This window comes from Roseomonas sp. OT10 (genome assembly GCF_020991085.1).
GTDB classification, from domain to species: Bacteria; Pseudomonadota; Alphaproteobacteria; order Acetobacterales; family Acetobacteraceae; genus Roseomonas; species Roseomonas cutis.
Window position 1 is genome coordinate 981,252 of the sequence record NZ_CP087719.1, and the last position, 25,972, is coordinate 1,007,223.

A 25,972-nucleotide genomic window follows, 5' to 3' on the forward strand; every position below is an offset into this window, starting at 1 on the left:
CGTGACCCCGGACGCCGAGCCCGGGGCGCACCCCCCGGCGCCCGGCGCGCCGGAGGGCGGCCCCCCCGCGGTCCCGGACCGGCTCTACGGCCGGCGCCGGGGCCATCCCCTCCGCGTCCGGCAGCAGCGGCTGCTGGAGGCGGGGGCGCCGCGCCTGTCGCTGGACCCGGCGCGGCTGGACGATCCGGCCGCCGCCTTCGCGACCCGGCCGGCGGCGCTGTGGCTGGAGATCGGCTTCGGCGGCGGCGAGCATGCCGAGGCCCTGGCCCGCGCCAACCCGGGCGTCGGGCTGATCGCCGCCGAGGTCTTCGAGAACGGCATCTGCTCCCTCCTCTCCCGCCTGTTGCCGGAGGGCGAGGAGGCCACCGCGCCCGGCCTGCCCAACCTGCGGCTCTGGACCCGGGACGCGCGGCACCTGCTGGCGGCGTTGCCGGAGGGGGCGCTGGACCGGCTCTACCTGATGTTTCCCGACCCCTGGCCGAAGGCGCGCCATGCCAAGCGGCGCTTCGTGCACCCGGCCACCCTGCCGCTGGTCGCCCGCGCCCTGCGCCCCGGCGGGGAATGGCGGATCGCCAGCGACCACCTCGTCTACCAGGGCTGGGTCGAGGAGGTGATGGGCGCCCAGGCGCTGTTCGAGCCCGTCTCGGATTCGCTGCAACGCCCCGCCGACGGCTTCCCCACCCGTTACGAGGCCAAGGCCCACCGCGAGGGCCGCACCCCGCGCTACTGGAGCTTCCGCCGGCGCTGATCCCGCCGGGGCGGTGGTCCCCGGCCGCGGCCCGGTGGGGGAGGGGCGTCCGGATTCCCCTTGCCCCGGGCGGCGGGGGGGACTACATCCACCCCGTTGACAATCCGCCTGTACCAGGGGGGTGGCCTTCGCGGGCCGCCTTTTTTTGTTGCCGAAGCCTGACGCTGCCGACGAATCCAACCTCCATGAGGGGCTCGAGGCCCGTCTTGCGCGGACCATCACCCCGACCCTGACCGGCATGGGCTACGAGCTGGTGCGCGTGCAGGTCAGCGGCACCCGCACGCCCACCGTGCAGGTGATGGCCGACCGGGCGGACGGCACGATGATCGGCGTGGAGGATTGCGAGGCGATCAGCCACGCGCTGGGTGCGGTGCTGGACGTCGAGGACCCCTTCTCCGGCGAGTGGAACCTGGAGGTCTCCTCGGCGGGGATCGACCGGCCGCTCACCCGCACCAAGGACTGGGTCCGCTTCGCCGGCCACGTCGCCACCGTGGAACTGCTGGTGCCGCAGGACGGCCGCCGCCGGTTCCGGGGCATCATCCTGTCCGGCGACGACGAGCGGGTGCGGCTGCGCCTGGACGACGGCAGCGATGCCGAGCTGGCGCGCGATGTCATCCGCCGCGCCAAGCTGGTGCTGACCGACGAGCTGATCGCCGCGACCGCGGTGCCTGCGGCGGAGGAGGAGGACGGCGCCGATGCCCCGGCCCCCCGGCCCGGGAAGCCGCCCCCGAAGAACAAGGGCCCCAAGGGCCCTAGCAAGAGGAACTGAAGACGATGGCCCTGGACGCCTCCGTCCTTCGCCCGGAACTGCTGCAGGTGGCCGACGCCGTCGCGCGCGAGAAGATGATCGAGCGCGACGAGGTGCTGGAGGCCATGGAGCAGGCCATCCAGAAGGCCGGCCGCGCCAAGTACGGCGCCGAGAAGGACATCCGCGCCACCATCGACCGCCGCTCCGGCGAGGTGAAGCTCTCCCGCTGGACCGAGGTGGTGGACGCCGATTCGGTCGAGAACGAGGAGACGCAGATCCCGCTGCGGATCGCGCTGAAGTTCCGCCCCGGCATCTCCGCCGGCGAGTACATCGTCGACCCCCTGCCGCCGATCGACTTCGGCCGCATCGCCGCCCAGACCGCCAAGCAGGTGATCGTGCAGCGGGTGCGCGAGGTCGAGCGCAAGAAGCAGTTCGACGAGTACAAGGACCGCGTCGGCGAGGTCATCAACGGCGTCGTCAAGCGCACCGAGTACGGCAACCTGATGGTGGATCTCGGCCGGGCGGAGGCGCTGCTGCGCCGCGACGAGACCATCCCGCGCGAGGCCTTCCGCAACGGCGACCGGGTCCGCGCCTATATCTACGACGTGCGCGAGGAGGCCCGCGGGCCGCAGATCTTCCTCTCCCGCACCCATCCCGGCTTCCTGGCCAAGCTCTTCGCCCAGGAGGTGCCGGAGATCTACGACGGCATCATCGAGATCAAGGCGGTCGCCCGCGACCCGGGCTCGCGCGCCAAGATGGCGGTGATCAGCCGCGACAGCTCCATCGACCCGGTCGGCGCCTGCGTCGGCATGCGCGGCTCGCGCGTGCAGGCGGTGGTGGCGGAGCTGCAGGGCGAGCGCATCGACATCATCCCCTGGGCCTCCGACCCCGCCACCTTCCTGGTGAACGCCCTGGCCCCGGCCGAGGTGAGCAAGGTGGTGCTGGACGACGAGGGGCGGCGGGTTGAAGTCGTGGTCCCCGATGACCAGCTTTCCCTTGCCATCGGGCGGCGCGGCCAGAACGTGCGCCTCGCCTCCCAGCTCACCCGCTTCGACATCGACATCCAGACGGAGAGCGAGGAGAGCGAGCGGCGCCAGGAGGATTTCCGCAAGCGCACCGGCCTCTTCGTCGAGGCGCTGGACGTGGACGACGTGATCGCCGGCCTGCTGGTGGCCGAGGGCTTCTCCTCCATCGAGGAGATCATCGAGACCGAGGACGAGGAGCTCGCCAACATCGAGGGCTTCGACGAGAGCGTGGCCCAGGAGCTGAAGCGCCGCGGCCTCGCCTGGCTGGAGCGCCGCGACGAGGAGCTGGACGCCAAGCGCCGCGAGATGGGCGTGGAGGACGCGGTCGCCGAGGCCGGCGGCTTCACCCCCGCCATGCTGGTGGCGCTGGGCGAGAAGGGGGTGAAGACCCTGGACGACCTGGCCGACCTCGCCTCCGACGAGCTGGTCGAGATGCTCGGCGAGGGCGCGGTGGACGAGGAGACGGCGAACGCCATCATCATGGCGGCGCGTCAGCACTGGTTCGAGGGTCAGGGCGGCGAGGCGGGCCAGGCCACGGCCCCGGCGGCGGAGGGCCAGGCCCCGGGCGCCCCGGAGAGCGGGGAGGCGGACGACGCAGCCCGCGCCTGACGAGCAGCGCCCCGGGGCGGATGCGGCGGGCCCGCTTGGCCAGCCGGAGCCCGAGGGCAAGGGCCCCCTGCGCCGCTGCGTGGCGACGCGGGAGAGCCTGCCCAAGGAGGGGATGATCCGCTTCGTGCTGGGACCGGCCCGCGAGCTGGTCCCCGACCTGGGCGGGAGGCTGCCCGGCCGGGGAATGTGGTTGAGCGCCCGGTCCGATGTGCTAGAAGCCGCGCTCAAACGCGGTGCCTTCGCGAAGGCGGCCCGCGGACCGGTGCACCCACCCCCCGACCTGAGCGCGCGGATCGAGGACGGCTTGCGGCATCGCATCCGCGACCTGGCCGGTTTTGCGCGGCGCGCCGGGCAGGCGGTGAGCGGCTTCCAGCAGGCTCGCGAGTGGTTGCAGGCCGGCCGCGCCGGGCTGGTCCTGCAGGCTTCCGATGGCAGCGCCGCCGAGCGGGCGCGACTCGTCGGAGGGCGGGAAGTCCCGGTGGTCGCCGTGCTGACGGCGGCGGAGCTGGGGGGTGTTTTCGGGCGCGACCACGCGGTTCACGTCGTGGTGGCGCAGGGCCGTCTGGCCCAGGAGATCGCGCGGGAGGCGGTGCGGCTGGAAGGTTTCCTTCCACGCGGCCCCTCCGGTGCCGTGGAGAGAATGGGTGGCTGACGAGAATTCGGGTTCAGGCGGCGGGCGGATGAGCGACCAGAACGACCAGGATGCGGCCAAGGGCCGGCTGAGCCTGCGGCCTGGCGGGCGGATGGAGCTTGGCAGCAAGACGGTGGACGCGGGCAGCGTCCGCCAGTCCTTCAGCCATGGCCGCAGCAAGACCGTGCAGGTCGAGGTGGTGAAGAAGCGGAACCCGGCCCCGGGTGCCGCGGCCGGCGGGGCACGCCCCGCGGCCGCCGGCCCGACCGGGGGCGGTTCCGGCGGCCGCGCCGCGGGTCCGGGTGGCCGGGCCGGTGGCCCCGCCGCGCGTGGCCCCGCGCCGCAGGCCGGGCGCCCGCTGACCCAGGCGGAGCAGGCCAACCGCCAGCGCGTGCTGGAGGAGCAGCGCCGCAACGAGCTGCAGCGCCAGCGCGAGGAGCGCGAGCGCCAGGCGCTCATGCTGCGTTCCGCCGCCGAGGAAGCGGCCCGCCGGGCCGAGGACGAGGCGCGCCAGGCCGAGGAGGCCCGCCGCCAGGCGGCCGAGGACGCCGCGCGCCGTGCCGCCGCCGAGGAGGAGTCGCGCCGTGCCGCGGCGGCTGCGGCCGCTGCCGCCGCGGCCCGCCCGGCCGCCCCCGAGGCGGCGCCCGAGCCTCCCGCAGCGCCTCCGGCGCGCCCGGCCGCGCCGCCGCCCGCGCCGATGCAGGCCCGCGCGCCCCAGCGCGACGAATCCGTACGCGAGGATCGCCCGGTCCGTGACGACCGCGGCCCGCGCGACTACGGCCGCGACCGCGATGCCGGCGGCCCGCCGCGCGGACCGGGCGGCTATGCCCCGCGTCCCGCCGGCGGCGGCTATGGCGCCCGCGCCCCGGGCGGTCCCGGCGGCGGTTACGCCCCGCGCGGCCCGGGTGGCCCGGGCGGTGGTGCCGGCGGCGGCTATGGCGCCCGCGGTCCCGGTGGTGGCTCCGGCGGCGGCTATGGCGCCCGCGGTCCGGGTGGTCCCGGCGGCGGGGGCGGTGGCTACGGTGCTCGCGGCCCGGGTGGTCCGGGTGGCGGCGCCGGTGGTGGCTATGGTGCCCGCGGCCCCGGCGGCGGTGCCGGTGGCGGCTATGGCGCCCGCGGCCCGGGTGGTCCGGGTGGCGGAGCCGGCGGCGGCTATGGCGCGCGTGGCCCGGGTGGCGGAGCCGGCGGCCCTGCCGCGCGCCTCTCCCTGACGCCACGTCCCGCCGAGGCGACGGAGGATCCCGATCGTCGCACGCCGCGCCGGCTGGGCCCGCCCGCCGCGCCGTCCGCGCGCCGGCCGACGCCCACCGCGCCGCGCAAGCCCCCGGTCGGCGCCGACAAGCGCCGCGAGGGCCGCATCGACGTCCAGGCGGCGATCGAGGGCGAGGACGACCGGTCCCGCTCCCTCGCCTCCGTCCGCCGCGCCCGCGAGCGCGAGCGGCGGCAGGCGGAGCTGGCGCGCCTGCGCTCGGATGGGGTGAAGGTCGTCCGCGACGTCGTCATCCCCGACGTCATCACCGTGCAGGAGCTGGCGAACCGCATGGCCGCCCGTGGCGGCGAGGTGGTGAAGGCGCTGTTCCGCATGGGCGTGATGGCGACGCTGACCCAGTCCATCGACGCCGACACGGCGGAGCTGGTGGTGACCGAGTTCGGCCACCGCGCCCGCCGCGTCTCCGAGTCGGATGTGGAGCTGGGCCTGGAAGGCGCGCTGGACCAGGACGAGGAGCTGCTGCCGCGTCCGCCGGTCGTGACCATCATGGGCCATGTCGACCACGGCAAGACCTCGCTGCTCGACGCGCTCCGCAAGACGGACGTGGCGGCGCGCGAGGCGGGCGGCATCACCCAGCACATCGGCGCCTACCAGATCGAGGTGCCGGACGGGACGAAGGTCACCTTCATCGACACGCCGGGCCACGAGGCCTTCACCGCCATGCGCGCCCGCGGCGCGTCGGTGACGGACATGGTGGTGCTGGTGGTCGCGGCCGATGACGGCGTGATGCCCCAGACGGTCGAGGCGATCCGCCACGCCAAGGCGGCGAACGTCCCGCTGATCGTGGCGGTGAACAAGATCGACAAGCCGGGGGTCAACCCCGACCGCGTGCGGCAGGAGCTGCTGCAGCACGAGATCGTGGTGGAATCGCTCGGCGGCGAGACGCAGGAGGTCGAGGTCTCCGCGCTCAAGGGCACCAACCTCGACAAGCTGCTGGAGGCGATCTCCCTGCAGGCCGAGGTGCTGGACCTGCGCGCCAACCCCGACCGCGCCGGCGAGGGCACGGTGATCGAGTCCAAGCTGGACAAGGGACGCGGCCCGGTGGCCACGGTCCTGGTCCAGAAGGGCACGCTGCGCCAGGGCGACATCGTCGTGGCCGGCACCGAGTGGGGCCGCGTCCGCGCCCTGGTCGACGACAAGGGCCGCAACGCCAAGGAGGCGCCGCCCTCCCTGCCGGTGGAGATCCTGGGCCTCTCGGGCGTCCCCTCGGCCGGCGAGAACTTCGTCGCGGTCGAGGATGAGGGCCGGGCGCGCGAGATCTCCGAGTTCCGCCAGCGCAAGCTGCGCGAGAAGCAGGCGGCGGCGCTGGGTGCGGCGCGCGGCACGCTGAACGAGATGCTGGCCCGCATCCAGGCGGGCGAGCAGAAGGAGGTGGCGGTCGTCGTCAAGGCGGACGTGCAGGGCTCGGCCGAGGCGCTCGGCGTCACCCTGGCCAAGCTGTCGCGCGACGAGGTCCGGGTCCGCCTGCTGCACAGCGGCGTGGGCCAGATCACCGAGACGGACATCCAGCTCGCCAAGGCGTCCGACGCCGTGGTGGTGGCCTTCAACGTCCGTGCCACGACCCAGGCCCGCGAGCTGGCGCAGCGCGAGGGCGTGGAGATCCGCTACTACTCGATCATCTACGAGGTGGCCGACGACATCGAGAAGCTGGTCAAGGGCAAGCTCGCCCCGATCCAGCGCGAGAAGTTCCTGGGCTACGCGCAGATCCTGCAGGTCTTCGAGGTCAAGCGCCTCGGCAACATCGCCGGCTGCCGCGTGACCGAGGGCGTGGTGAAGCGCGGCGCGGGCGTCCGCCTGCTGCGCGACGGCGTGGTGATCCATCAGGGCACCCTGGCCACGCTGCGCCGCTTCAAGGATGACGTGAAGGAAGTGTCGAACGGCTACGAGTGCGGCATGTCCTTCGCGAACTACAACGACATCCGCGTCGACGACCAGATCGAGTGCTACGAGACGGAGACCGTCGCGGCCGACTGATCTTTCTAGAATTTGAATAGAAATAGGCTCCCATGGTTATGCCGTGGGAGCCTATTTTATTTGTAGAACAAAAAGTAAAGAAGTAAGCGATGTGGCCTTGGTCCGCAGAAATGTCCGCTTCAGTAGCCGCTTTGGCTGCACTGTTATCCGGCGCTACAAGCTTGGCGTTAGCTTGGTTTACTTGGCGTCTGGTTATTTTGACGAAAACTCTCGCTGAAGAGACTAGGCTGACGCGTCAAGTCAATGAGCGAGCTGATGTTCAACTTGCGATCGAACCTCATCCAAGAGGCGGAAATATTTTTGAACTTGTTATTGCAAACACTGGTAAAGCTGCTGCAAAAAACCTTATCGTGCAGATTGGCGAGGACAGTTTAAGCGAAAGAAGACGTGGTACTGGTCCTGTAAATAGATCTATTACTACGCTGCTTCCCGGGTCGCAGACCGCCATATTCCTTGGGCCATTTTTTGGAGACGAGGCAAAAGCGAAAATCGTTCGAGCACGAGCAACTTATCAAGATTCATTTGGAAATCATACTTTGGAGATCGAACAGAAAATTTCTGGTTGGTTTGGGCCGCACCGATTGTCCAGGTATCCTGACTTCAAGGCGGCCGATGCGCTGGAAAAAATATTCGAAACAATGAGAAGTTGGTCTGGCTCGTCTCGGCTCAATGTTGATATTCATACGCGTCAAGACAGAAATTTCGAGCGAGCAGAAATGGAACGTATATGGAGTGAACAGGCTTCTGCCGAACAGTCTTTAGAGGAAGGAGAGGGCAAAGATGAGCAAAAGAGCACCGACTAACGCACCCTCCCAGCGCCAGCTTCGCGTCGCCGAGGAGGTCCGCCACGCCCTGGCCGCCGTCCTGGCCCGCGGCGACCTGCGCGACATGGAGCTGGCCGAGGCGCGCGTGACCGTCACCGAGGTCCGCGCCTCGCCCGACCTGAAGCACATGACGGTCTTCGTCTCGCGCCTCGGCCGCACCGCGGACAAGGCCCTGCTGGATGCGCTGAAGCGCAGCCAGCCGGAGCTGCGGACGCAGGTCGCCCGTGCCGTCCGCCTGCGCGCGGCGCCGGAGCTGCACTTCCAGGCGGACACCGCCCTGGACCACGCCATGCACATCGATGCCCTGATGCGCCGGCCGGAGGTGGCCCGCGACCTGGCCGGCCCGCGCGCGGACGACGAGGAATGAGCCAGCCGGAGGAGGAACCCAGCCTCCCCGATGAGGCGCCGCTGATCCGCACCATCGCCATGCCGACGGACACCAACCCGTCCGGCGACATCTTCGGCGGCTGGCTGATGGCGCAGATGGACCTGGCCGCCGGCAACGCCGCCGCCCGCCGCGCCCGCGGCCGCTGCGCCACCGTGGCCGTGGAAGCGATCACCTTCCACTCCCCGGTGAAGGTGGGCGACGAGGTCAGCCTCTATGCCGAAATCCTGAAGGTCGGCCGCACCTCCCTCCGCATCCGCGTCGAAGCCTGGCGCCGCGAACGACACAGCGACGACAGCAACCGCGTGACCCAGGCGGTCTTCACCTTCGTCGCCCTGGATTCGACCGGGCGCCCGCGGACCGTGCCGGCGGCGTAGCGCCCGTGGCCCGGGGGCAAGGCTCTGCCTCGCCCCCGATGCCCCCACTCCGCCAGGACCCGCTGATCCCCTTTGGGGGCCCTGGACCCGATCGGCGCTGCCGCGGGACAGCCAGACACGGGGTCGAGGCGCCGAGGAGCTTGGCTCCTCGGCGGGACCGGCCTCCGCCCTCGCTGGTGTCTTACGGGGCCGGTCATCTCGCCGTCGACATCAGGGTTCAACCCGCAGGCCGATCCCCTGCCACGCAGCGCCAGACTCCCGCCGGGGTCCGGGGGCCGGCTCGCCCCCGGCGGAGGGGGTATCGGGGGAGGCGGCGCCTCCCCCGGGGAACGGGCGTGCCCCGTCAGGCCTGCTTCATCTCGATCAGCGAGCGGCGGATCTTCCGCCCGCGTTCGATGCGGTCCTCGATGAACTCCACCTCGCCGCGGCGCACCGCGCGGCCCAGGGCGGCGGCGTCCTCGGTGAAGCGGGCCAGCATCTCCAGCAGGGCCTCGCGGTTGTTCAGGAAGACGTCGCGCCACATCGCCACGTCGCTGGCGGCGATGCGGGTGAAGTCGCGGAAGCCGCTGGCGGCGAAGCGGAAGACGCCCTCCGGGGTCTCCTGCGCCAGGTCGTCGGCGGTGGAGCAGATGGTGAAGGCGATCAGGTGGGGCAGATGGCTGACGATCGCCACCACCCTGTCGTGGGTCGCCGCATCCATCCGTTCGAGCTGCGAGCCGGCGCGGCGCCACAGCTCGGACACCTTCTCGATCGCATCCGGGTCGGTGCCGGGGGGCGGGGTCAGGATGCACCAGCGCCCCTGGAACAGGGTGCTGAAGCCCGCATCGGGTCCGGAATACTCCGTCCCGGCCATGGGATGCGCCGGCACCAGGTGGACCCCCGCCGGCAGCAGCGGCAGCAGGTCGCGCAGCACGCTGCCCTTGGTGCTGCCGACATCGGACAGGACGCAGCCCGGCGCCAGGTGGGGCGCGATCCGCACCATCACCTCGCGATAGGCGCCGACCGGCACGCAGAGGATCACCCCGTCGCAGCCTTCCACCGCCCGGGCGGCGTCGGCCTCCACCACGTCGGCGAAGCCCAGCTCGCGCACGCGCTCCAGGGTGCGCTCCGTCTTGGCGGTGACGACCAGGGTGCGGGCGATGTCGCCGCGCTCCTTCGCCAGCCGCGCGATGGAGGAGCCGATCAGCCCGGGGCCGATCAGGCACAGGCGCTCGAACAGGGCCTCAGCCATCGGTGCGCGCGAACGCCGTCAGCGCCTCCGTGACGAGGCCGCATTCCTCGGCCGTGCCGATGGTGACGCGCAGGTAGGCGGGCAGGCCGTAGGAGCCCATGGCGCGCACGATCAGCCCGCGCTGGCGCAGGGCGGCATCGGCGCGCTTCGCCCGCTCGGCCGAGCCGAAGCCGACGAGGAGGAAGTTGCCCTCGCTGGGGCGCACCTCCAGCCCGGCGGCGGTGAGCGCCTCCGCGACCTTGCCGCGCCACTCGGTGTTGTGGGCGACGCTCTTCTCGATCCAGCCGGGCTCGGCCAGGGCGGCAATGCCGGCGGCCATGGCGGCGGCGTTCACGTTGAACGGCCCGCGCACCCGGCCCAGCACGTCGATCACCGCGGGCGGGGCATAGGCCCAGCCGAGGCGCATCCCGCCCAGCCCGTAGATCTTGGAGAAGGTCCGGGTCATCACCGTGTTGGGCGTCGAATCCACCAGCCCCACGCCCGGGTCGTAGCCCGGCTGGGTGACGTATTCGGCATAGGCGCTGTCGAGCACCAGCAGGATGTCCTCGCGCAGGCCGGCGCGCAGCCGCTCCACCTCCGACTGCGGCAGGATCGAGCCGGTCGGGTTGTTGGGGTTGGCCAGGAAGACCAGCTTCGTGCGCGGGCCGCAGGCGGCGAGCATCGCGTCCACGTCGGCGGTCAGGTCGCGCTCCGGCACCTTGATGACGCGGCAGCCGGCCCAGGTGCCGGTCAGCTCGTACATGGAGAAGCCGTAGGCGGACATGACCAGCTCCGTCCCCTCGCCGCCATAGGCGAGGATGAGGAGGGCGATCAGCTCGTCCGAGCCGTTGCCGCAGACGATTCGCGCCGGGTCCAGCCCGAAGCGCGCCCCGATCGCCTGGCGCAGCGCGGTGGCGCCGCCGTCGGGGTAGCGGTGCGCCTCGGTCGCCATCCGCCGGATCGCCTCGATGGCCGAGGGCGGCGGCCCGAAGGCGCCCTCGTTGGAGGAGAGCTTGATGATCCGGTTCACGCCGGGAAGCTTCGACTCGCCGCCGACATAGGGCTCGACCGCCAGGATCGAGGGGCGTGGCATGAGGGCGTTCATGGCAGGGTCTCCGGCTCGGCGAAGGCGCCCAGCAGGTCGGCGCGCAGGGGGGGGAGGCGGGGGTCGTCGGCGGCCAGCAGCCCGGCCACCTCGGCCAGGGCGTGACGCGGGCCGGGGGCGGCGTCGCGGTGGAGGATCAGGCGCAGCGGCGGTAGCCCGGCGGCGGCCAGCGCGCCGGCCAGGGCATCGCGCGACTGCTCCGGCGCATGCTCCAGCCGCAGCAGCGAGCGGTCCCGGCCGGTCGGGTCGGCGGCGGAGGCGGCGACCACCAGGGCCTTCGGCCCGCGCCCGCCGGCCGGCAGCAGGAAGGGCAGGGCGGCGACCACCTGCAGCCGGGGCGCCTCCAGCCGGGGCCACCAGGCGGTGCCGGGCGCCTCGCCCTCCTCCGGGGCAGGCAGCACGGCCACGGTGGCCTCGCCCGAGGAGACGGCCGCCAGCGCCCGGGCCGGGGTGGGATGGGCGCGCCAGGGGGTGTTGAAGCCGAAATGCCCGCGCGCGAGGTCCAGGGCCGGGCTGTCCGGCTGCGGCGCCAGCACCGCCACGCTGAAGTTCCCCTGCTGCGCCAGGGAGGAGGCGATGATCTCCCGCCAGATGCGCAGCAGCGCCGCCGGGGGCAGGCCGCCCGAATGCCGCGCCAGCAGCCGGCGGAAGATCGCCGCCTCCCGTCCCGGCCGGAAGCTGCCGCCCTGGCCCTTGATGCGCTCCGCCGCGAGCCGGCCGGTAATGGCGGCGCGGCGTATCAGCAGGTCGTGCAGGCCGTCATCGATCGCATCGATCCCGGCGCGCAGCGTGGCCAGGTCGGGGGGAGCCGGGGCGGGGAGGGGCTGGTCTGGCATGATGGAACGGTTCCCATAGAACCCGCCGCGCCTCGCGCCAAGGTGAGGCGTCCGGCGGCGCGCGCGTCCCGCCGCGCAGGGGGCCCGGCGCATCGGGGCGGTTCCCCCCGCGCCGCGCCGGCGCTAAGCCTGCCGCCCGTGAGCGACACCTCGACCGAAGCCCCCGCCGAGCGGGGCCCCGCCCCGACCCAGGCGCCCCTGCCGGCGGTCGAGCATCAGCGTGCCGTCTTCGCCGACGGGCTGGGGCTGGATTGCGGCGCCATCATCGCGCCGCTGGCCGTCGCCTACCGCACCTATGGCCGGCTGAACGCCACCCGCTCCAACGCCGTGCTGGTCTGCCATGCCCTGACCGGCGACCAGTACCTGGCGGAGGAGCATCCGCTGACCGGCAAGCCCGGCTGGTGGGACGGGGTGGTCGGGCCGGGCATGGCCATCGACACGGACCGCTTCTTCGTCGTCTGCGCCAATGTGCTGGGCGGCTGCATGGGCAGCACGGGCCCGCGCGAGGAGATGACGGACGCGCAGGGCCGGGGGCTCGGCCGCCCCTGGGGCACGGATTTCCCGACCATCACCATCCGCGACATGGTCCGCGCCCAGGCCCGGCTGGTGGAGCACCTGGGGATCGGCCGGCTGCTGGCGGTGGTCGGCGGCTCGATGGGCGGGATGCAGGCGCTGGAATGGGCGGCGACCTTCCCCGACCGGGTCTTCGCCTGCGTCGCCATCGCGACCGCCGCGCACCATTCCGCGCAGAACATCGCCTTCAACGAGGTCGGCCGCGCGGCCATCCACGCCGACCCGGACTGGAAGGGCGGGCGCTACTGGGAGGATGGCCGCATCCCGGCGCGCGGCCTGGGCGTGGCGCGGATGATGGCGCACATCACCTACCTCTCCGAGGCGGCGCTGGCCCGCAAGTTCGGCCGGCGGCTGCAGGGGGCGTCGGCGATGACCTTCCTGGAGGACGTGTTCCAGGTGGAGAGCTACCTGCGCCATCAGGGCAGCACCTTCGTCCGGCGCTTCGACGCCAACTCCTACCTGACCATCACCCGCGCCATGGACTATTTCGACCTGGCCGCGGAGCATGAGGGCGACCTGTCCGCCGCCTTCCGGGGCACGGGGACCCGCTTCCTGCTCGCCTCCTTCAGCAGCGACTGGCTCTTTCCCACGGAGGAATCGCGCGCCGTGGTCCGGGCCTTGAACAAGGCGGCGGCCAACGTGTCCTTCGTCGAGATCGATTCCGACAAGGGGCACGACGCCTTCCTGCTGGACGAACCGGAGTTCCGCCACACGCTGGGCGGCTTCCTCCGCGGCGCGGCGGAACGCGCGGGGATCTGAGCCGGGGCGGCTCCGCGGAGGCAGGGCGCAGCGCCGTGCCGAAGGAAGCGGCACCCGCGCCCCCGTGCCGCCGGAATCCCCGTCTCGCCGCCCTTGCCGCCGCGCGGCCCGGGCGGTTCACTGCCGGCCCATGCCGGAATACCGCCTCGCCGCCGATATCGGGGGCACCTTCACCGACCTGGCGCTGGAGCGCCGGGAGCAGAACGCCACCGACCGCTGGACCGCGAAGGTGCTCACCACGCCGGAGGCGCCGGAACGCGGCGTGCTGGAGGGCATGGCGCTGGTGCTGGAGCGGGCCGGCATCCGGGCGGAGGAGGTGGCGCTTTTCGTCCACGGCACCACGCTGGCGACCAACGCCATCATCGAGCGCAAGGGCGCGCCCACCGCGCTTCTGACCACCGAGGGGTTCCGCGACGTCCTCGCCCTAGGGAATGAGAGCCGCTACGACCAGTACGACCTGAACATCGTGCTGCCGGAGCCGCTGGTGCCGCGCCGCTGGCGGCTTCCCATCCCCGAGCGGCTGGACAATGAGGGCCAGGTCCTCCTCCCGCTGGACGAGGCGGCGGTGCGCGCGGCCGTCGGCCAGTTGCGCGGCGAGGGGATCGGCGCGCTGGCGATCGGCTTCCTGCACAGCTTCGTCAACCCGATGCACGAGCGGCGCGCGGCGGAGATCGTGGCCGAGGAATGGCCGGGGCTGCCCGTCTCCCTCTCCTCCGACGTGTCGCCGGAGATGCGGGAGTGGGAGCGCTTCTCGACCACGGTGGCGAACGCCTATGTCCAGCCGCTGATGGCCAGCTACCTGCACCGGCTGCGCGACGGGGCGCGGGCGGCGGGGCTGTCCTGTCCCCTGTTCCTGATGCTCTCGGGCGGCGGGCTGACCACGCTGGAGACGGCGGCGCGCTTCCCCATCCGCCTGGTCGAGAGCGGCCCGGCCGGTGGGGCCATCTTCGCGGCGCAGGTGGCGCGGCAATGCGGGCTGGAGAAGGTGCTGTCCTTCGACATGGGCGGCACCACGGCCAAGGTCTGCCTGATCGACGGCTACGCGCCCCAGACCGCCCGCACCTTCGAGGTCGCGCGGGTGGGGCGCTTCCGCAAGGGCTCCGGCCTGCCGCTGCGAATCCCCGTGATCGAGATGGTGGAGATCGGCGCGGGTGGCGGGTCGCTGGCGCAGGTGGACGGGCTGGGGCGCATCCAGGTGGGGCCGGAGAGCGCGGGGGCCATGCCGGGCCCGGCCAGCTACGGGCGCGGCGGCACGCGGCCGGCGGTGACGGATGCGAACCTGCTGCTCGGGCGCTACGAGCCGTCGCTGTTCGCCGGCGGCACGCTGGCGCTGGACGTGGGCAAGGCGCGCGACGCCATGGCGGCGGCCGTCGGTGGTCCGCTGGGCCTGTCGGCCGAGATGGCGGCGCTGGGCGTGGTCGAGATGGTGGACGAGAACATGGCCAACGCCGCCCGGGTGCACGCCATCGAGAGCGGCAAGGGCTATGAGGGCCGCGCGGTGATCGCCTTCGGTGGCGGCGGGCCGGTGCATGGCACGCGCGTCGCGGAGAAGGTGGGCGCGGTGCGGGTGCTGGTGCCCAGCGGCGCGGGGGTGGGCTCGGCCATCGGCTTCCTGCGCGCGCCGGTCGGGTACGAGGTGGTGCGCTCGCTCTACCAGCGCTTCCGGACCTTCGACCGCACGGCGGTGAACACGCTGCTCGCCGACATGCGGGCCGAGGCGGAGCGCGTGGTGGCGGAGGGGGCCTTCGGCGCGGAGGTGGCGGAGCGCCGCATCGCCTTCATGCGCTATGTCGGCCAGGGCCACGAGATCGCGGTGGAGCTGCCCGTGCGTGACCTGGAGGAGGCGGACGTGGCCGCCATCCGCGCCGATTACGACGCGGAGTACGCGCGCTTCTACGACCGGCCGGTGCCGGGGAGCGACGTGGAGATCCTCTCCTTCGCCGTCACCGTCGCCACCCTCCCCGAGACGCTGGAGCCCGCCGCCCCGGCCGCCGATTCCCCCGCCCCCGCGCCGGTGCGGCACCAGTCGGTGCGCGACACGGTGACGGGCGAGGTGGCGGAATGGCCGGTCTACGACCGCGAGGGCTTCCCGCCCGGGGCGTCCGTGCGCGGGCCGTGCATCGTGGCGGAGGCGGAGACGAGCACGCTGGTGGGGCCGGGCTGGTCGTGCCGGATGGATGGGTTGGGGTATCTGGACCTGACGCGGGAGACGGCGTGATGAAGGAGATGGGTGCGCTGGCGTCGATCCAACGCCAGATCCAGTGGAACCGCCTGATCGCGGTCGTCGAGGAGCAGGCGCAGACGATGATCCGCACCGCCTTCAGCACCACGGTGCGCGAGGCGGGTGATCTCTCGGCCGGCATCTTCGACCTGCACGGCCGCATGCTGGCCCAGGCCGTCACCGGCACGCCGGGCCACGTCAACTCCATGATGGAGAGCGTCGGCCATTTCCTGGCGAAGTTCCCCGCCGCGACGATGCGGCCGGGCGACCACTACATCACCAACGACCCCTGGCTCGGCACGGGGCACCTGCACGACCTCACCGTGGTCACCCCCGCCTTCCACGAGGGGAGGATGGTCGGCCTCTTCGCCAACACCGCGCATGTCATCGACGTGGGCGGGCTGGGCATGGGGCCCGAGGGGCGCTCCGTCTTCGAGGAGGGGCTCTACATCCCCATCGTGAAGTGCTTCGACCAGGGCAAGGCCAACGAGACCTTCTTCGACATCCTGCGCGCCGGCACCCGCACCCCGGCCGAGCTGGAGGGTGACGTCTACTCCCTCTGTGCCTGCAACGACGCGGGCGTGCGCCGCCTGGTCGAGATGATGGACGAGTTCCGCATGGGCAGCCTGGACGAGCTGGCCGGCTGGATCTTCGACAGCAGCCTGCGCGCCACCCAGGCGGAGATCGCGAAGCTGCCGCGCGGCACCTACCGCGCCGAGATCCGCTCCGACGGCTACGAGGCGCCGGTGACGCTGCGCGCCGCCATGACCATCGGCGAGGATGCGATCGAGGTTGATTATGCCGGCACCTCCGGCCTGTCGCAGCGCGGCATCAACGTCCCGGCCGCCTATTGCCGCGCCTATGCCTGCTTCGGGATCAAATGCGTCGTCGCACCGGAGATCCCGAACAACTGGGCCAGCCTCCAGCCCTTCCGGATGGTGATCCCGGAGGGCTGCATCCTCAACGCCCCGCGCCCCTACCCCGTGGCGGTGCGGCACGTGGTCGGCCAGCTCCTGCCCGACCTGATGATGGGCTGCCTGCACCAGGCGGTGCCGGACCGGGTGACGGCCGAGGGCTCCTCCTGCCTGTGGAACCCGCCGCTCCGCGGCGGCGCCCAGGTCAGCGGCCCGGAGAGCCCGCTGCCGGAGTTCGAGGTGATCACCTTCAACTCCGGTGGCACCGGGGCGCGGCCGGGGCTGGACGGGCTGGACGGCACCGCCTTCCCCTCCGGCGTGCGCACCATGCCGGTGGAGGCGACGGAGAACGTCGCCCCCGTGGTCTTCTGGGCCAAGGAGTTGCGCCCCGATTCCGGCGGCGACGGCCGCACCCGTGGCGGCATGGGTCAGGTCATGGTGATCGGCAGCAAGGGCGAGGCGGAGTTCGCGGTGAACGCCATCTTCGACCGCGTGGCCAACGCCCCCAAGGGCCGCGACGGCGGCCAGGACGGCGCCCCCGGCTGGGTCGGGCTGGATGACGGCACCGTACTCCGCACCAAGGGGTTCCAGGTGATCCCGGCCGGGCGGCGGCTGCGCCTGCTGCTGCCCGGCGGCGGCGGCATGGGCGACCCGGCGGCGCGCGATCCGGCGCTGCGGGCGCGCGACGTGGCGGACGGGCTGGTGAGCGGGTGACGAAGCCCGAGATCCCCGCCGCGGCGCGGCCCGAGATTCACGTCGACGGCGACGCCTGCCCCGTGCGCGAGGAGGTGTTCCGCGTCGCGGAGCGACTGGGCCTGACCGTTCATGTCGTCTCCAACGGCGCGCGCGGCGTGCGCCTGCCCGATGCGCCCAACATCCGCCGCGTCATCGTGGCGGAGGGGGCGGATGCGGCGGACGACTGGATCGCGGAGCACATCCGCCCGCTCGATGTCTGCGTGACCAACGACATCCCGCTGGCCTCGCGCTGCCTCGCCGCCGGGGCCAAGGCCATCGCCCCCAGCGGCAAGGTCTGGGACACGACGAACATCGGCAGCGCGCTGGCGGGGCGGGAGCTGTCGCGCCACCTGCGCGAGATGGGCGGCGGCGGCGGGCCGGCGCCCTTCGGCACGCAGCAGCGGTCCCGCTTCCTCCAGGCGCTGGACGCGGCCTTGCAGGATTCCCTGCGCGGCCCGGCGCCGCCGAAGCGGCCCATGCCCGACTTCTTCTCCTGAGGCCGCGCGGCTACAGCAGGAAGTCCCCGCGGGACAGGCCGGTCGCCCCGCCGGCGAGCACCACGTCGATGGCCAGGTCGGCCAGGGCGTCGCCGTTCACGTCGGCGAAGACCGTCAGCGCGCCTCCCGTCGCCAGGCTGGTCCGACGGAGTTCGTCGCCGGCTGGGTGCCCGAGAAGCCGAACGCGGCGTCGCCGGCGTAGCCCGGGTGGGAGTCGATCGCGGACAGGTCGATCCGGTCCTGTCCGACCTCGAAATCCGTGATCCGGGCGCTGCTGGCCGGCGCCGTGGTTCCAGCGCCTGATCGCGGCTCTCTCGCTGGCGACGGGGGTCGAGACGGTGGTGGTGCTACGGGACGTCTGCGGCCTGCCGGAGGCGGAGGTCGACGCCACGGCGCGCTGGATGGCGGGAACGCTGGTCCGGGGTGGGCTGGCCGGGGGAGAGCCGGGCTCGGGGGCATGCGCTGCGCCGGAGGTCTGGCATCGGGCGGAGCGCCCGATCCATGGCTCGCCGGGCCGGGTCCCGGCCGGGCAGGGGCAGGAAGCGGCCCGGGACGCAGGGGCCGCTGGCCGGCAGCGGGACGCCCGGGCCGGGCGCTGGCCGGACCCGGGCGGCACCCGGGTCCGGCGGTGCCGGCCTACTTCTTGGCGGGCGGGTTGAGCGCGTCGCGCACCGGCTTGGCCGGGGTGAAGGCAAGCTTCTTGGACGCCGCGATCTCGATGGTCTCGCCGGTCGCCGGGTTGCGGCCCTGGCGCGCGGGCCGCTCGCTGACCTTGAAGCGCCCGAACCCGGAGAGAGAGACTTCCTCGCCCGACTTGGCCGCCTCGACGATGGCCGACAGGACAGCCTCGACCAGAGCCTTGGCCTGCCCCTTGCCCAGGTCGTGCTCGGACGCGACGCGCTCGGCCAGTTCAGCGGTGTTCATGGAGTTCCAGTCCTTCGCAGCTTGCGCAGGAGGGCAGCTAGCAGGCTCCGGCAGGGCTTGTCACGATGGGGGGCGGATCATTCGGGGCGCGGCCCACGGTCCCGCCGGGCCTGTGGCCCCGCTCCCACGGCCCCGGCGGGACCGTGGGCCGCGGGCCGGTGCTTCGCCGGAACGTGTCGGACACCGGAACATCCGCCGCGGGCGGCCCGCCTCCGGGGCCCGCCATGGCGGCAGGCCGGCCCCGTTGATCGCCTTGCTGCGAGCGGCACCTTGCGGCTTCGTGCTTCGACCGAACATGGACAGTCCTACAGGTCAGACGGACACTTCCGCCCACCATGAATGCGCTTCCTCCCGCTCCGGCGATCCACAGGCCGCGGCCCCATGTCGCCGTGGTCGGCGCGGGCCCGGGGGGGCTGGCCGCGGCCATGCTGCTCGCGGCCCACGGCACCCGCGTCACCCTGCTGGAGAAGGACGGGGTGGTGGGCGGGCGCACCCGGACGCTGGCCGCGCCCGGCGGCTACCGCTTCGACCTGGGGCCGACCTTCTTCCTCTACCCGCGCATCCTGGAGGAAATCTTCCGCGGCTGCGGCGCGGAGCTGCGCGAGGAGGTGGAGCTGATCCGCCTCGACCCCCAGTACCGCCTGATCTTCGAGGATGGGGCGGGCGGCACGGTGCTCGACGCCACCCCCGACCTGGACCGGATGGAAGCGGAGGTCGCGAAGCTCGACCCGCGCGACGCCGCCGGGGTGCGGCCCTTCCTGGCGGAGAACCGCGCCAAGCTCGCGCGCTTCCGCCCGGTGCTGGAGCGCGCCTTCACCCGGGCGGCGGACGTGATGGGGGCGGACATGCTGCGCGCCCTGCCGCACCTGCGCCCGACGCGCTCGGTGGATTCCGACCTGCGGCGGCACTTCCGCGACCCGCGCACGCGCCTCGCCTTCTCCTTCCAGAGCAAGTACCTGGGGATGAGCCCGTTCCGCTGCCCCAGCCTGTTCACCATCCTCTCCTTCCTGGAGTACGAGCACGGCGTCTTCCATCCGCGCGGCGGCTGCGGCGCGGTGTCCGAGGCGATGGCGCGGGTGGCGGAGCGGCTGGGCGTGGAGATCCGCCTGGACTGCCCGGTGGAGACCCTGACCTTCAGCGGCCGGCGCGTGGACGGGGTGGTGGCGGGCGGCCGGCGCCTGGCGGTCGACGCGGCCGTGCTGAACGCGGATTTCGCCCATGCCGTGCCGCGCCTGATCCCGCCCGCGCTGCGGCGACGCTGGTCCGACCAGCGCATCGACCGGGCGCGCTACTCCTGCTCCACCTTCATGCTCTACCTGGGCGTGGAGGGAACCTTCCCGCGCCTCGCCCATCACACCATCCTGCTGGCCGAGGACTACCGGCGGAACATCCGCGAGATCGAGGAGGGGACCATCCCGGACATCCCCTCGGTCTACGTGCAGAACGCCGGCGCGACGGAGGCGGGGATGGCCCCGCCCGGCCATTCCGCCCTCTACGTGCTGGTGCCCGTGCCGAACCTGCGCCACGGCAGCGACTGGGAGTCGGAGGCGCCGCGCTACCGCCGCCTCGCGCTCGACCGGCTGAAGGCGGTGGGGCTGGGGGACATCGAGGGCCGCATCCGCTATGAGCGCATGGTGACGCCGCGGGACTGGCGGGACGAGTTCGCCGTGGGCTACGGCGCCACCTTCAACCTGGCCCACGACCTGCGGCAGATGCTGCTCTTCCGGCCCGGCAACCGCTTCAACGACGTGGACGGGGTGTATCTGGTCGGCGGGGGCACGCATCCCGGCTCCGGCCTGCCGGTGATCTACGAGGGCGCGCGGATCAGCACGGACCTGTGCCTGCGCGACCTGGGGCTGCGCGGCGTCGACACGCGGCTGCCCGGGGCAATGCCGTCGGCGGCGGAGCTGCCGGGCTTGGCGACGCGGGCCTGAGGCCGAGGGAAGGAGGACGCCGATGGCGCGTGTGATGGTGATCGGCTCCGGCCTGGGCGGGCTGGCGGCGGCGGCGGTGGCGCAGGCGCGCGGGCACCAGGTGACGGTGCTGGACAAGAACCCCTGGCTGGGCGGCAAGGCGGCGGTGCTGCATCTCGACGCGCCGGACGGGTCGGGGACCTTCCGCTTCGACATGGGCCCGACCATCCTGACGGTGCCGCGCGTCCTGCGCCGCATCTTCGCCGAGGCCGGGCGCGACCAGCAGGCGGAGCTGCCGCTGATCCGCCTCGACCCGCAATGGCGCTGCTTCTTCGAGGACGGCACGCAGATCGACCTGATGGAAGGCGTGGAGCCGATGGCCCGCGCGATGGACGCCTTCGCGCCCGGCCAGGGCATGGGCGAGGGCTACCGGAAGTTCCAGAAGCTGTCGGAGCACCTGCACGGCGTGTCGGAGAAGTTCTTCTTCTGGAAGCCGGTGGAGGACCTCTTCGACACCATCGACTGGAAGAGCAACCTGCAGCCCGGCACGATGAAGGACGTGCTGAGCCTGCGCATGGGCCAGACGGTGGCGAAGGTCATCCGCGGCCGCGTGCCCGACGGGCGGCTGGCGCAGATGCTGGACCACTACTGCCAGTATGTCGGCTCCAACCCCTACCAGGCGCCGGCCGTGCTCTGCGGCATCGGCGACATGCAGAGCACGGAGGGCGTCTGGTACCCCATCGGCGGCACCCGCGCCGTCGCGGAGGGGCTGGCGCGGCTGGCGGGCGAGCTGGGCGCCGACCTGCGCCCGGGCGTGGAGGTGACGGGCTTCGACATCGAGGGTGGCGCGGTGAAGGGCGTCGTCGCGAATGGCGAGCGCATCGCCTGCGACGCGGTGATCTCCAACATGGACGCGATCCGCACCTACAAGGAGCTGGTCGGCGGCGGCACGGGCGAGAAGTACGCGCGCAAGGGCTTCGAGCCCGCCTGTTCCGGCGTGGTGCTCTATCTCGGGCTGAACCGGCGCTACGAGCACCTCGCCCATCACGACTTCGTCTTCTCCCGCGACGCGGAGGAGGAGTTCGACGCCATCTACCGCAAGGGCGAGCCGGCCCCCGACCCCACCGCCTACCTCGCCGCGCCCTCCGTCAGCGACCCCTCCGCGGCGCCGGAGGGGGGCGAGGCGCTCTACGTCCTCGTCCACACCCCCTACCTGCGGCCGCACCACGACTGGTCGCGGATGCTGCCCGCCTACCGGCGGGTCATCCTCGACAAGCTGAAGCGCACCGCCGGGCTGGAGGACATCGAGGAGCGCATCGTGGTGGAGAGCCGGCTCACCCCCGTCGACATCCACGAGCGCTACAAGGTGCTGAACGGCGCCATCTACGGCCTCGCCTCGCACGGCGCCTTCCTCGGCGCCTTCAAGCCGGGCAACCGGTCGCGCGCGGTGAAGGGGCTCTACCTGGCCGGGGGCGCCGCGCATCCCGGCCCTGGCATGCCCATGGTGATGATGTCCGGCTGGATCGCCGCCGATTCGCTCGACCGCGACTTCGGCGGGCGCGGCATGGACGAGGCGGCGGAGCGCGCCGGGCAGCGCGACGCCCTGCGCGGGGCCGTGGAAGCCCCCCTGGCCCCGGCCGCGGAGTAGGGCCCGGGGGTGGCACGCCGGCCCGGCCAGGGCCAGGATGCCGCGACCGGATACCGGGGCCGGAATACCGGGGCCGGAATACTGGGACCGGATGCCGTGGCTGGGATGATGGTCTGCCGGAACGATGTCCGGCCGGCTGACGTGGACAAGGGAGGGCGACCAAGCGCGATGCCGGCGGCAGGGCCCCAGGACCATGGCAGGCCGCCCCCGGCGGAGGATCCCGTGGCGCTGCATGATCCGCGTCGCCACGCCTTCTTCCACGCCGCGTTCCGCCGCTTCTTCCGCCGGCACATGCGCGCGCTGCGCCTGCCGTCCTGGGGCCTGCCGCGGCCGGGGCCGGGGGAGGGACCGCTGGTGGTCTTCGCCAACCATCCCTCCTGGTGGGACGGGGTGGCCTTCATGCTGCTGGGCCGGACCCTGGACGGCTGGCGCATGTTCACGCCGATGGAGGCCGCGGCCCTGGCCCGCTACCGGTTCATGCGCCGGATCGGCGTCTTCGGCGTGGAGACCCGCACGACGCGCGGCGCCGCCGCCTTCCTGCGCACGGCCCGGCACGTCCTGGCCGCGCCGGGCCGCAGCCTGTGGATCAACGCCCCCGGTCGCTTCCAGGACCCGCGCGAGCGCCCTGTCCTGATCGCGCCCGGCCTCGTCCGCCTGCCGGAGCTGGCGCCCGCCGCCCGCTTCCTGCCCCTGGCGCTGGACTATCCCTTCTGGACGGAGCGCAAGCCCGAGATGCTGGCCGCCTTCGGTCCCCCGATCCCCGGTGCGGAGCTCGTCGCGCTGGACCGCGAGGCGCGGGCCGAACGGCTGCGCGCCGCCCTGACGGAGACGATGGACCGCCTCGCCGCCGAGGCCATCACCCACGACCCGGCCCGGTTCACCGTGCTGGTCCAGGGGCAGGAGGGGATGGGCGGGGTCTACGACCTGTGGCGCAGGCTGCGCGCGGCGTTGCGCGGCCGGCGCTTCGATGCGAGGCATGAGGCGCGATGAGATCCGCTGCGGGCGCCTGTGGCCCGGAGGAGAGGCGCCGCCTTTCCCCCATGCCCCCTCTCCGCCGGGAGGCCGGCCGGGCGCCCGGCGGCGGCCCCGGCTCGCCCATCCGTGCGCACGCCGCCCCGGCGCGGGCCGGGGGCGCCGGTGCCGCCTCCGGGGGGACCGCATGACCCTCCTGGCCCTCGTCCTCGCGCTTTTCCCGCTCAGCCTGGCGGCGCTGAACCTGTGGCTGGTCCGGGCGCCCCACGAGGCGGCGCTGGACGGGACGCTGGTCTCCATCCTGATTCCCGCCCGCGACGAGGAGGCGCATATCGCCGCCTGCGTCCGCGCCGCCCTCGCCTCCACCGGCACGGCGGTCGAGGTGGTGGTGATGGATGACGGCTCGCGCGACCGCACCGCCGCCCTCGTGCTGGAGCTGGCCGAAGCCGACCCGCGGGTCCGGCTTCTCGCCGCGCCGCCGCTGCCCCCGGGCTGGACGGGGAAGGTGCATGCCTGCGCCCGGCTGGCCGAGGCGGCGCGGGGGACGCACCTGCTGTTCATCGATGCCGATGTCCGCCTGGCCCCGGAGGCGGCCGCGGCCCTGGCCGGCCATGCGGAGCGGCACAACCTGGCCCTGGTGACGGGCGTACCGCGGCAGGAGATCGGCACGCTCGGCGAGGCGCTGACGGTCCCGGCGATCAACCTGCTGCTGCTGGGCTACCTGCCCGGGGGCGGGCGGGCCTTCACGGCGCTGCCCGCCCTGGCGGCGGCCTGCGGCCAGCTCATCCTGGTCGAGACGCATGCCTATCGCGACGCGGGCGGCCATGCCGCCGTGCGCGGCGTGCTGCATGACGGGCTGGCCCTGGCCCGGCGGCTGCGGGTCCAGGGCCACCGGACGGAGGTGGTGGACGGCGCGCCGCTGGCCACCTGCCGCATGTACCGCGGCTTCCGCCCGGCCTGGGACGGCTTCCTGAAGAACGCGCGCGAGGGGATGGCGACGCCGCTGGGCCTGCCGGTCTGGACGCTGCTGCTGGGCGGCGGGCACCTGCTGCCCTGGCTGCTGCTGCCGGCGCCGATGGCGGGGGCGGCGCTGCTGGCGAGCTATGCCCTGCGCGCGGCGATCACCTGGCGCGCGCGGGAGCCGTCCTGGACCATCCCGCTGCACCCGGCCACGGTCGCCGTGGCGCTGGCCATCCAGTGGACCGCCCTGGCCCGCAGCGCGCTGGGCCGCAAGGCCGGCTGGAAGGGCCGCGCCTATGCGCCGGAGGCGCCGGGGGATAGGAAGGCCGAGCGGCTGAACGGAACGGGGAAGGAGGCAGGCCGGGCGTGAAGGCGACGCCAGCCGGTGAGCCGGCCCCCCCCGAATCGCCCGCCCTGGAGCCCACGCGCGACCCCGGCAGCGAGAATTTCCCCGTCGCCTCCTGGCTGCTGTCGCGGGAGGTCCGGCCGAAGGTGCTGGGCTTCTACCGCTTCGTGCGTGCGGCGGACGACATCGGCGACCACCCGGACCTGACCCCCGCGCAGAAGCTGGCGCGGCTGGATGCGCTGGAAGCCGCCCTGGATGACCCGGCGACGGCCGTGCCGGAGGCGGTGGGTCTGCATGCCGCCGGCGCGGGGACGGAGGAGGCGCGGAGCATGCTCTCCGCCTTCCGCCAGGATGCGTCCCAGGGGCGCTACGCCGACTGGGCGGAACTGCAGGGCTACTGCGCCCGCTCCGCCGCGCCGGTGGGGCGGATGCTGCTGCGCCTGCATGGCGAGGACCCGGCGCTGCACCCGGCCGCCGATGCCTTGTGCGAGGCGCTGCAAATCCTGAACCACCTGCAGGACCTGGTGCCGGATCGCGCCGCGCTGGACCGCGTCTACCTCCCCGTGCCCTGGATGGACGAGGCGGGCGGCGAGGCCGCCTTCTTCGCCCCCGGGACCGATCGCCGCCCGGTGCTGGATGCCGCGCTGGACCGGGTGGAGGAGGCGCTCGACCGGGCCTCCGGCCTCGCGCGCGGGCTGCGCTCGCGCCGGCTGGCGCTGGAGACGGCCGTCACCCTCGGCTGCGCCCGTACCCTCCTGGCCCGGCTGCGCGCGGCCGATCCGGTGGCGGGCCGGGTGGCGCTGACCAAGGGCGACTTCGCCCGGGCGCTGGCGGCGGCGCCGCGCCTCGGGCCGTCCGACGCGGCGCTGGTGCGGGCGCGGGTGGCGCGCTCCGGCTCCTCCTTCGCGCGCGGCATGGCGGCGCTGCGGGGCGAGCGGCGGCGGGCGCTCTGGGCGGTCTATGCCTTCTGCCGCGCCGTGGACGACATCGCCGACGGCGCCATGCCGCTGCCCGAGAAGCGGCTGGCGCTGGCGCAGTGGCGGGCGAAGCTGGCGGCCCCGGACTGCGCCCTGTCGCGCGAACTGGCCTGGGCGCGGGCGCGCTTCGCCCTGCCGGTCGCCGAGTGCGAGGCGATGATCGCCGGCATGGAGACGGATTCCGCCCCGCGCCTGCGCCTGCCGGACGAGGCGGCGCTCGACCTCTACTGCCGCCGCGTCGCGGGCAGCGTCGGCGCCATGGCGGTGCGCATCTTCGGCGAGCCGCGCGCGGAAGGCTTCGGCCTGGCGCTCGGCCGCACCTTCCAGCTGGTGAACATCCTGCGCGACCTGGACGAGGACGCCACGCGCGACCGGGTCTACCTGCCGCTCTCGCTGCTCGGCGGCGACGGTACGGCCGGGGCGCTGCTGGCCTCGCCCGCCCTGCCGCGCGTGGCGGCGGCGCTGGCGCGGCGCGCCCGCGACGGCTTCCGCGCCGCCGAGGCGGAGCTGGCCGGGCTGGACGCCCGCGCGATGCGGCCGGCGCGGGTGATGATGTGGGGCTATGCCCGGCTGCTGGACCGGCTGATCGCGCGCGGCTTCGCCCGGCGCGGCGAGCGTCCGCGGCTCGCGCCCGGCGAGAAGGCGCGCATGGCCTGGTTCGCCCTGACCGGGCGGCTGCCGGCCAGCGTGCTGCCGGACTGGCGCGACGAGCCTGCCCAGGACCCCCAGGGATCGGGAAGCGGCAGGCCGGCGGCACCGCGCGCCGCATGACGGGCGCCACATGATGGGCG

20 protein-coding genes and 1 pseudogene are annotated in these 25,972 nt (G+C 73.5%); 17 read left to right on the forward strand and 4 right to left on the reverse strand.

What is annotated here, in order from left to right:
* Position 1: 1 nt before the first annotated feature.
* The 8 genes and pseudogenes from trmB (at position 2) to LPC08_RS04570 (ending at position 8,591) form a co-directional block, all read left to right on the forward strand.
* A complete protein-coding gene (trmB, locus tag LPC08_RS04535) occupies positions 2-748 on the forward strand; it encodes a tRNA (guanine(46)-N(7))-methyltransferase TrmB (RefSeq protein WP_230451550.1) in 747 nt (248 codons plus the stop codon).
* A gap of 148 nt (positions 749-896) precedes the next feature.
* Positions 897-1,517 carry a ribosome maturation factor RimP gene (gene rimP, locus LPC08_RS04540; protein WP_370643295.1) on the forward strand — a complete coding sequence of 207 codons (621 nt, stop codon included), beginning with the start codon at positions 897-899 and terminating at the stop codon, positions 1,515-1,517.
* Between the two features lie 5 nt (positions 1,518-1,522).
* Positions 1,523-3,130: a transcription termination factor NusA gene (gene nusA, locus LPC08_RS04545; RefSeq protein ID WP_230451551.1), complete on the forward strand. Its 1,608-nt coding sequence runs from the start codon at positions 1,523-1,525 to the stop codon at positions 3,128-3,130.
* Between the two features lie 55 nt (positions 3,131-3,185).
* Positions 3,186-3,782: pseudogene (locus LPC08_RS04550) on the forward strand (RNA-binding protein); the annotation flags it as partial.
* 28 nt (positions 3,783-3,810) lie between these two features.
* Complete coding sequence (infB, locus tag LPC08_RS04555; protein WP_230451552.1) at positions 3,811-7,005, forward strand: translation initiation factor IF-2; 3,195 nt, start codon at positions 3,811-3,813, stop codon at positions 7,003-7,005.
* Positions 7,006-7,094: 89 nt separating this feature from the next.
* Complete coding sequence (locus LPC08_RS04560) at positions 7,095-7,808, forward strand: DUF8453 domain-containing protein (RefSeq protein WP_230451553.1); 714 nt, start codon at positions 7,095-7,097, stop codon at positions 7,806-7,808.
* On the forward strand, positions 7,786-8,196 hold the full coding sequence (rbfA, locus tag LPC08_RS04565) for a 30S ribosome-binding factor RbfA (RefSeq protein ID WP_230451554.1): 411 nt from the start codon (positions 7,786-7,788) through the stop codon (positions 8,194-8,196). Before LPC08_RS04560 ends, rbfA begins: the two co-directional genes overlap by 23 nt.
* Positions 8,193-8,591, forward strand: a complete 399-nt coding sequence (locus LPC08_RS04570) for an acyl-CoA thioesterase (RefSeq protein ID WP_230451555.1) — start codon at positions 8,193-8,195, stop codon at positions 8,589-8,591. Before rbfA ends, LPC08_RS04570 begins: the two co-directional genes overlap by 4 nt.
* 343 nt (positions 8,592-8,934) lie before the next feature.
* Here the strand turns inward: LPC08_RS04570 and LPC08_RS04575 are convergent, their stop codons facing one another.
* Genes LPC08_RS04575 through LPC08_RS04585 form a run of 3 tightly spaced genes read right to left on the reverse strand, consistent with a single transcriptional unit; the run spans position 8,935 to position 11,742 of the window.
* Positions 8,935-9,822 carry a prephenate/arogenate dehydrogenase family protein gene (locus LPC08_RS04575; RefSeq protein WP_230451556.1) on the reverse strand — a complete coding sequence of 296 codons (888 nt, stop codon included), beginning with the start codon at positions 9,820-9,822 and terminating at the stop codon, positions 8,935-8,937.
* Entirely contained in the window at positions 9,815-10,906 is a 1,092-nt protein-coding gene (hisC, locus tag LPC08_RS04580) for a histidinol-phosphate transaminase (RefSeq protein WP_230451557.1), read from the reverse strand. The genes LPC08_RS04575 and hisC overlap by 8 nt, the downstream gene beginning before the upstream one ends.
* Complete coding sequence (locus LPC08_RS04585; RefSeq protein WP_230451558.1) at positions 10,903-11,742, reverse strand: chorismate mutase; 840 nt, start codon at positions 11,740-11,742, stop codon at positions 10,903-10,905. The genes hisC and LPC08_RS04585 overlap by 4 nt, the downstream gene beginning before the upstream one ends.
* Before the next feature lie 198 nt (positions 11,743-11,940).
* Here LPC08_RS04585 and metX point away from each other — a divergent pair, with 198 nt between their 5' ends.
* The 4 genes from metX (at position 11,941) to LPC08_RS04605 (ending at position 17,441) form a co-directional block, all read left to right on the forward strand.
* The gene (metX, locus tag LPC08_RS04590; RefSeq protein WP_230452984.1) at positions 11,941-13,074 is read left to right on the forward strand and encodes a homoserine O-acetyltransferase MetX; all 1,134 of its coding nucleotides are present in this window, start codon (positions 11,941-11,943) and stop codon (positions 13,072-13,074) included.
* Positions 13,075-13,204: 130 nt separating this feature from the next.
* Positions 13,205-15,292, forward strand: a complete 2,088-nt coding sequence (locus LPC08_RS04595) for a hydantoinase/oxoprolinase family protein (protein ID WP_230451559.1) — start codon at positions 13,205-13,207, stop codon at positions 15,290-15,292.
* On the forward strand, positions 15,292-16,923 hold the full coding sequence (locus LPC08_RS04600; RefSeq protein WP_230451560.1) for a hydantoinase B/oxoprolinase family protein: 1,632 nt from the start codon (positions 15,292-15,294) through the stop codon (positions 16,921-16,923). Before LPC08_RS04595 ends, LPC08_RS04600 begins: the two co-directional genes overlap by 1 nt.
* The gene (locus LPC08_RS04605) at positions 16,920-17,441 is read left to right on the forward strand and encodes a YaiI/YqxD family protein (RefSeq protein ID WP_230451561.1); all 522 of its coding nucleotides are present in this window, start codon (positions 16,920-16,922) and stop codon (positions 17,439-17,441) included. Before LPC08_RS04600 ends, LPC08_RS04605 begins: the two co-directional genes overlap by 4 nt.
* A 636-nt stretch (positions 17,442-18,077) precedes the next feature.
* Here LPC08_RS04605 and LPC08_RS04610 read toward each other — a convergent pair.
* Complete coding sequence (locus LPC08_RS04610; protein WP_230451562.1) at positions 18,078-18,365, reverse strand: HU family DNA-binding protein; 288 nt, start codon at positions 18,363-18,365, stop codon at positions 18,078-18,080.
* Positions 18,366-18,700: 335 nt separating this feature from the next.
* On the opposite strand from LPC08_RS04610, the gene crtI reads away from it, so the two are divergent.
* The 5 genes from crtI to LPC08_RS04635 all read left to right on the forward strand — a co-directional run bounded on the left by crtI (position 18,701) and on the right by LPC08_RS04635 (position 25,952).
* Positions 18,701-20,299: a phytoene desaturase family protein gene (gene crtI, locus LPC08_RS04615; RefSeq protein WP_230451563.1), complete on the forward strand. Its 1,599-nt coding sequence runs from the start codon at positions 18,701-18,703 to the stop codon at positions 20,297-20,299.
* 22 nt (positions 20,300-20,321) lie between these two features.
* Entirely contained in the window at positions 20,322-21,926 is a 1,605-nt protein-coding gene (locus tag LPC08_RS04620; RefSeq protein WP_230451564.1) for a phytoene desaturase family protein, read from the forward strand.
* A 222-nt stretch (positions 21,927-22,148) separates the two neighbouring features.
* On the forward strand, positions 22,149-22,916 hold the full coding sequence (locus tag LPC08_RS04625; RefSeq protein ID WP_230451565.1) for a lysophospholipid acyltransferase family protein: 768 nt from the start codon (positions 22,149-22,151) through the stop codon (positions 22,914-22,916).
* A gap of 169 nt (positions 22,917-23,085) precedes the next feature.
* Positions 23,086-24,228 carry a glycosyltransferase family 2 protein gene (locus LPC08_RS04630; protein ID WP_230451566.1) on the forward strand — a complete coding sequence of 381 codons (1,143 nt, stop codon included), beginning with the start codon at positions 23,086-23,088 and terminating at the stop codon, positions 24,226-24,228.
* On the forward strand, positions 24,225-25,952 hold the full coding sequence (locus LPC08_RS04635) for a squalene/phytoene synthase family protein (RefSeq protein ID WP_230451567.1): 1,728 nt from the start codon (positions 24,225-24,227) through the stop codon (positions 25,950-25,952). The genes LPC08_RS04630 and LPC08_RS04635 overlap by 4 nt, the downstream gene beginning before the upstream one ends.
* Positions 25,953-25,972: the final 20 nt, after the last annotated feature.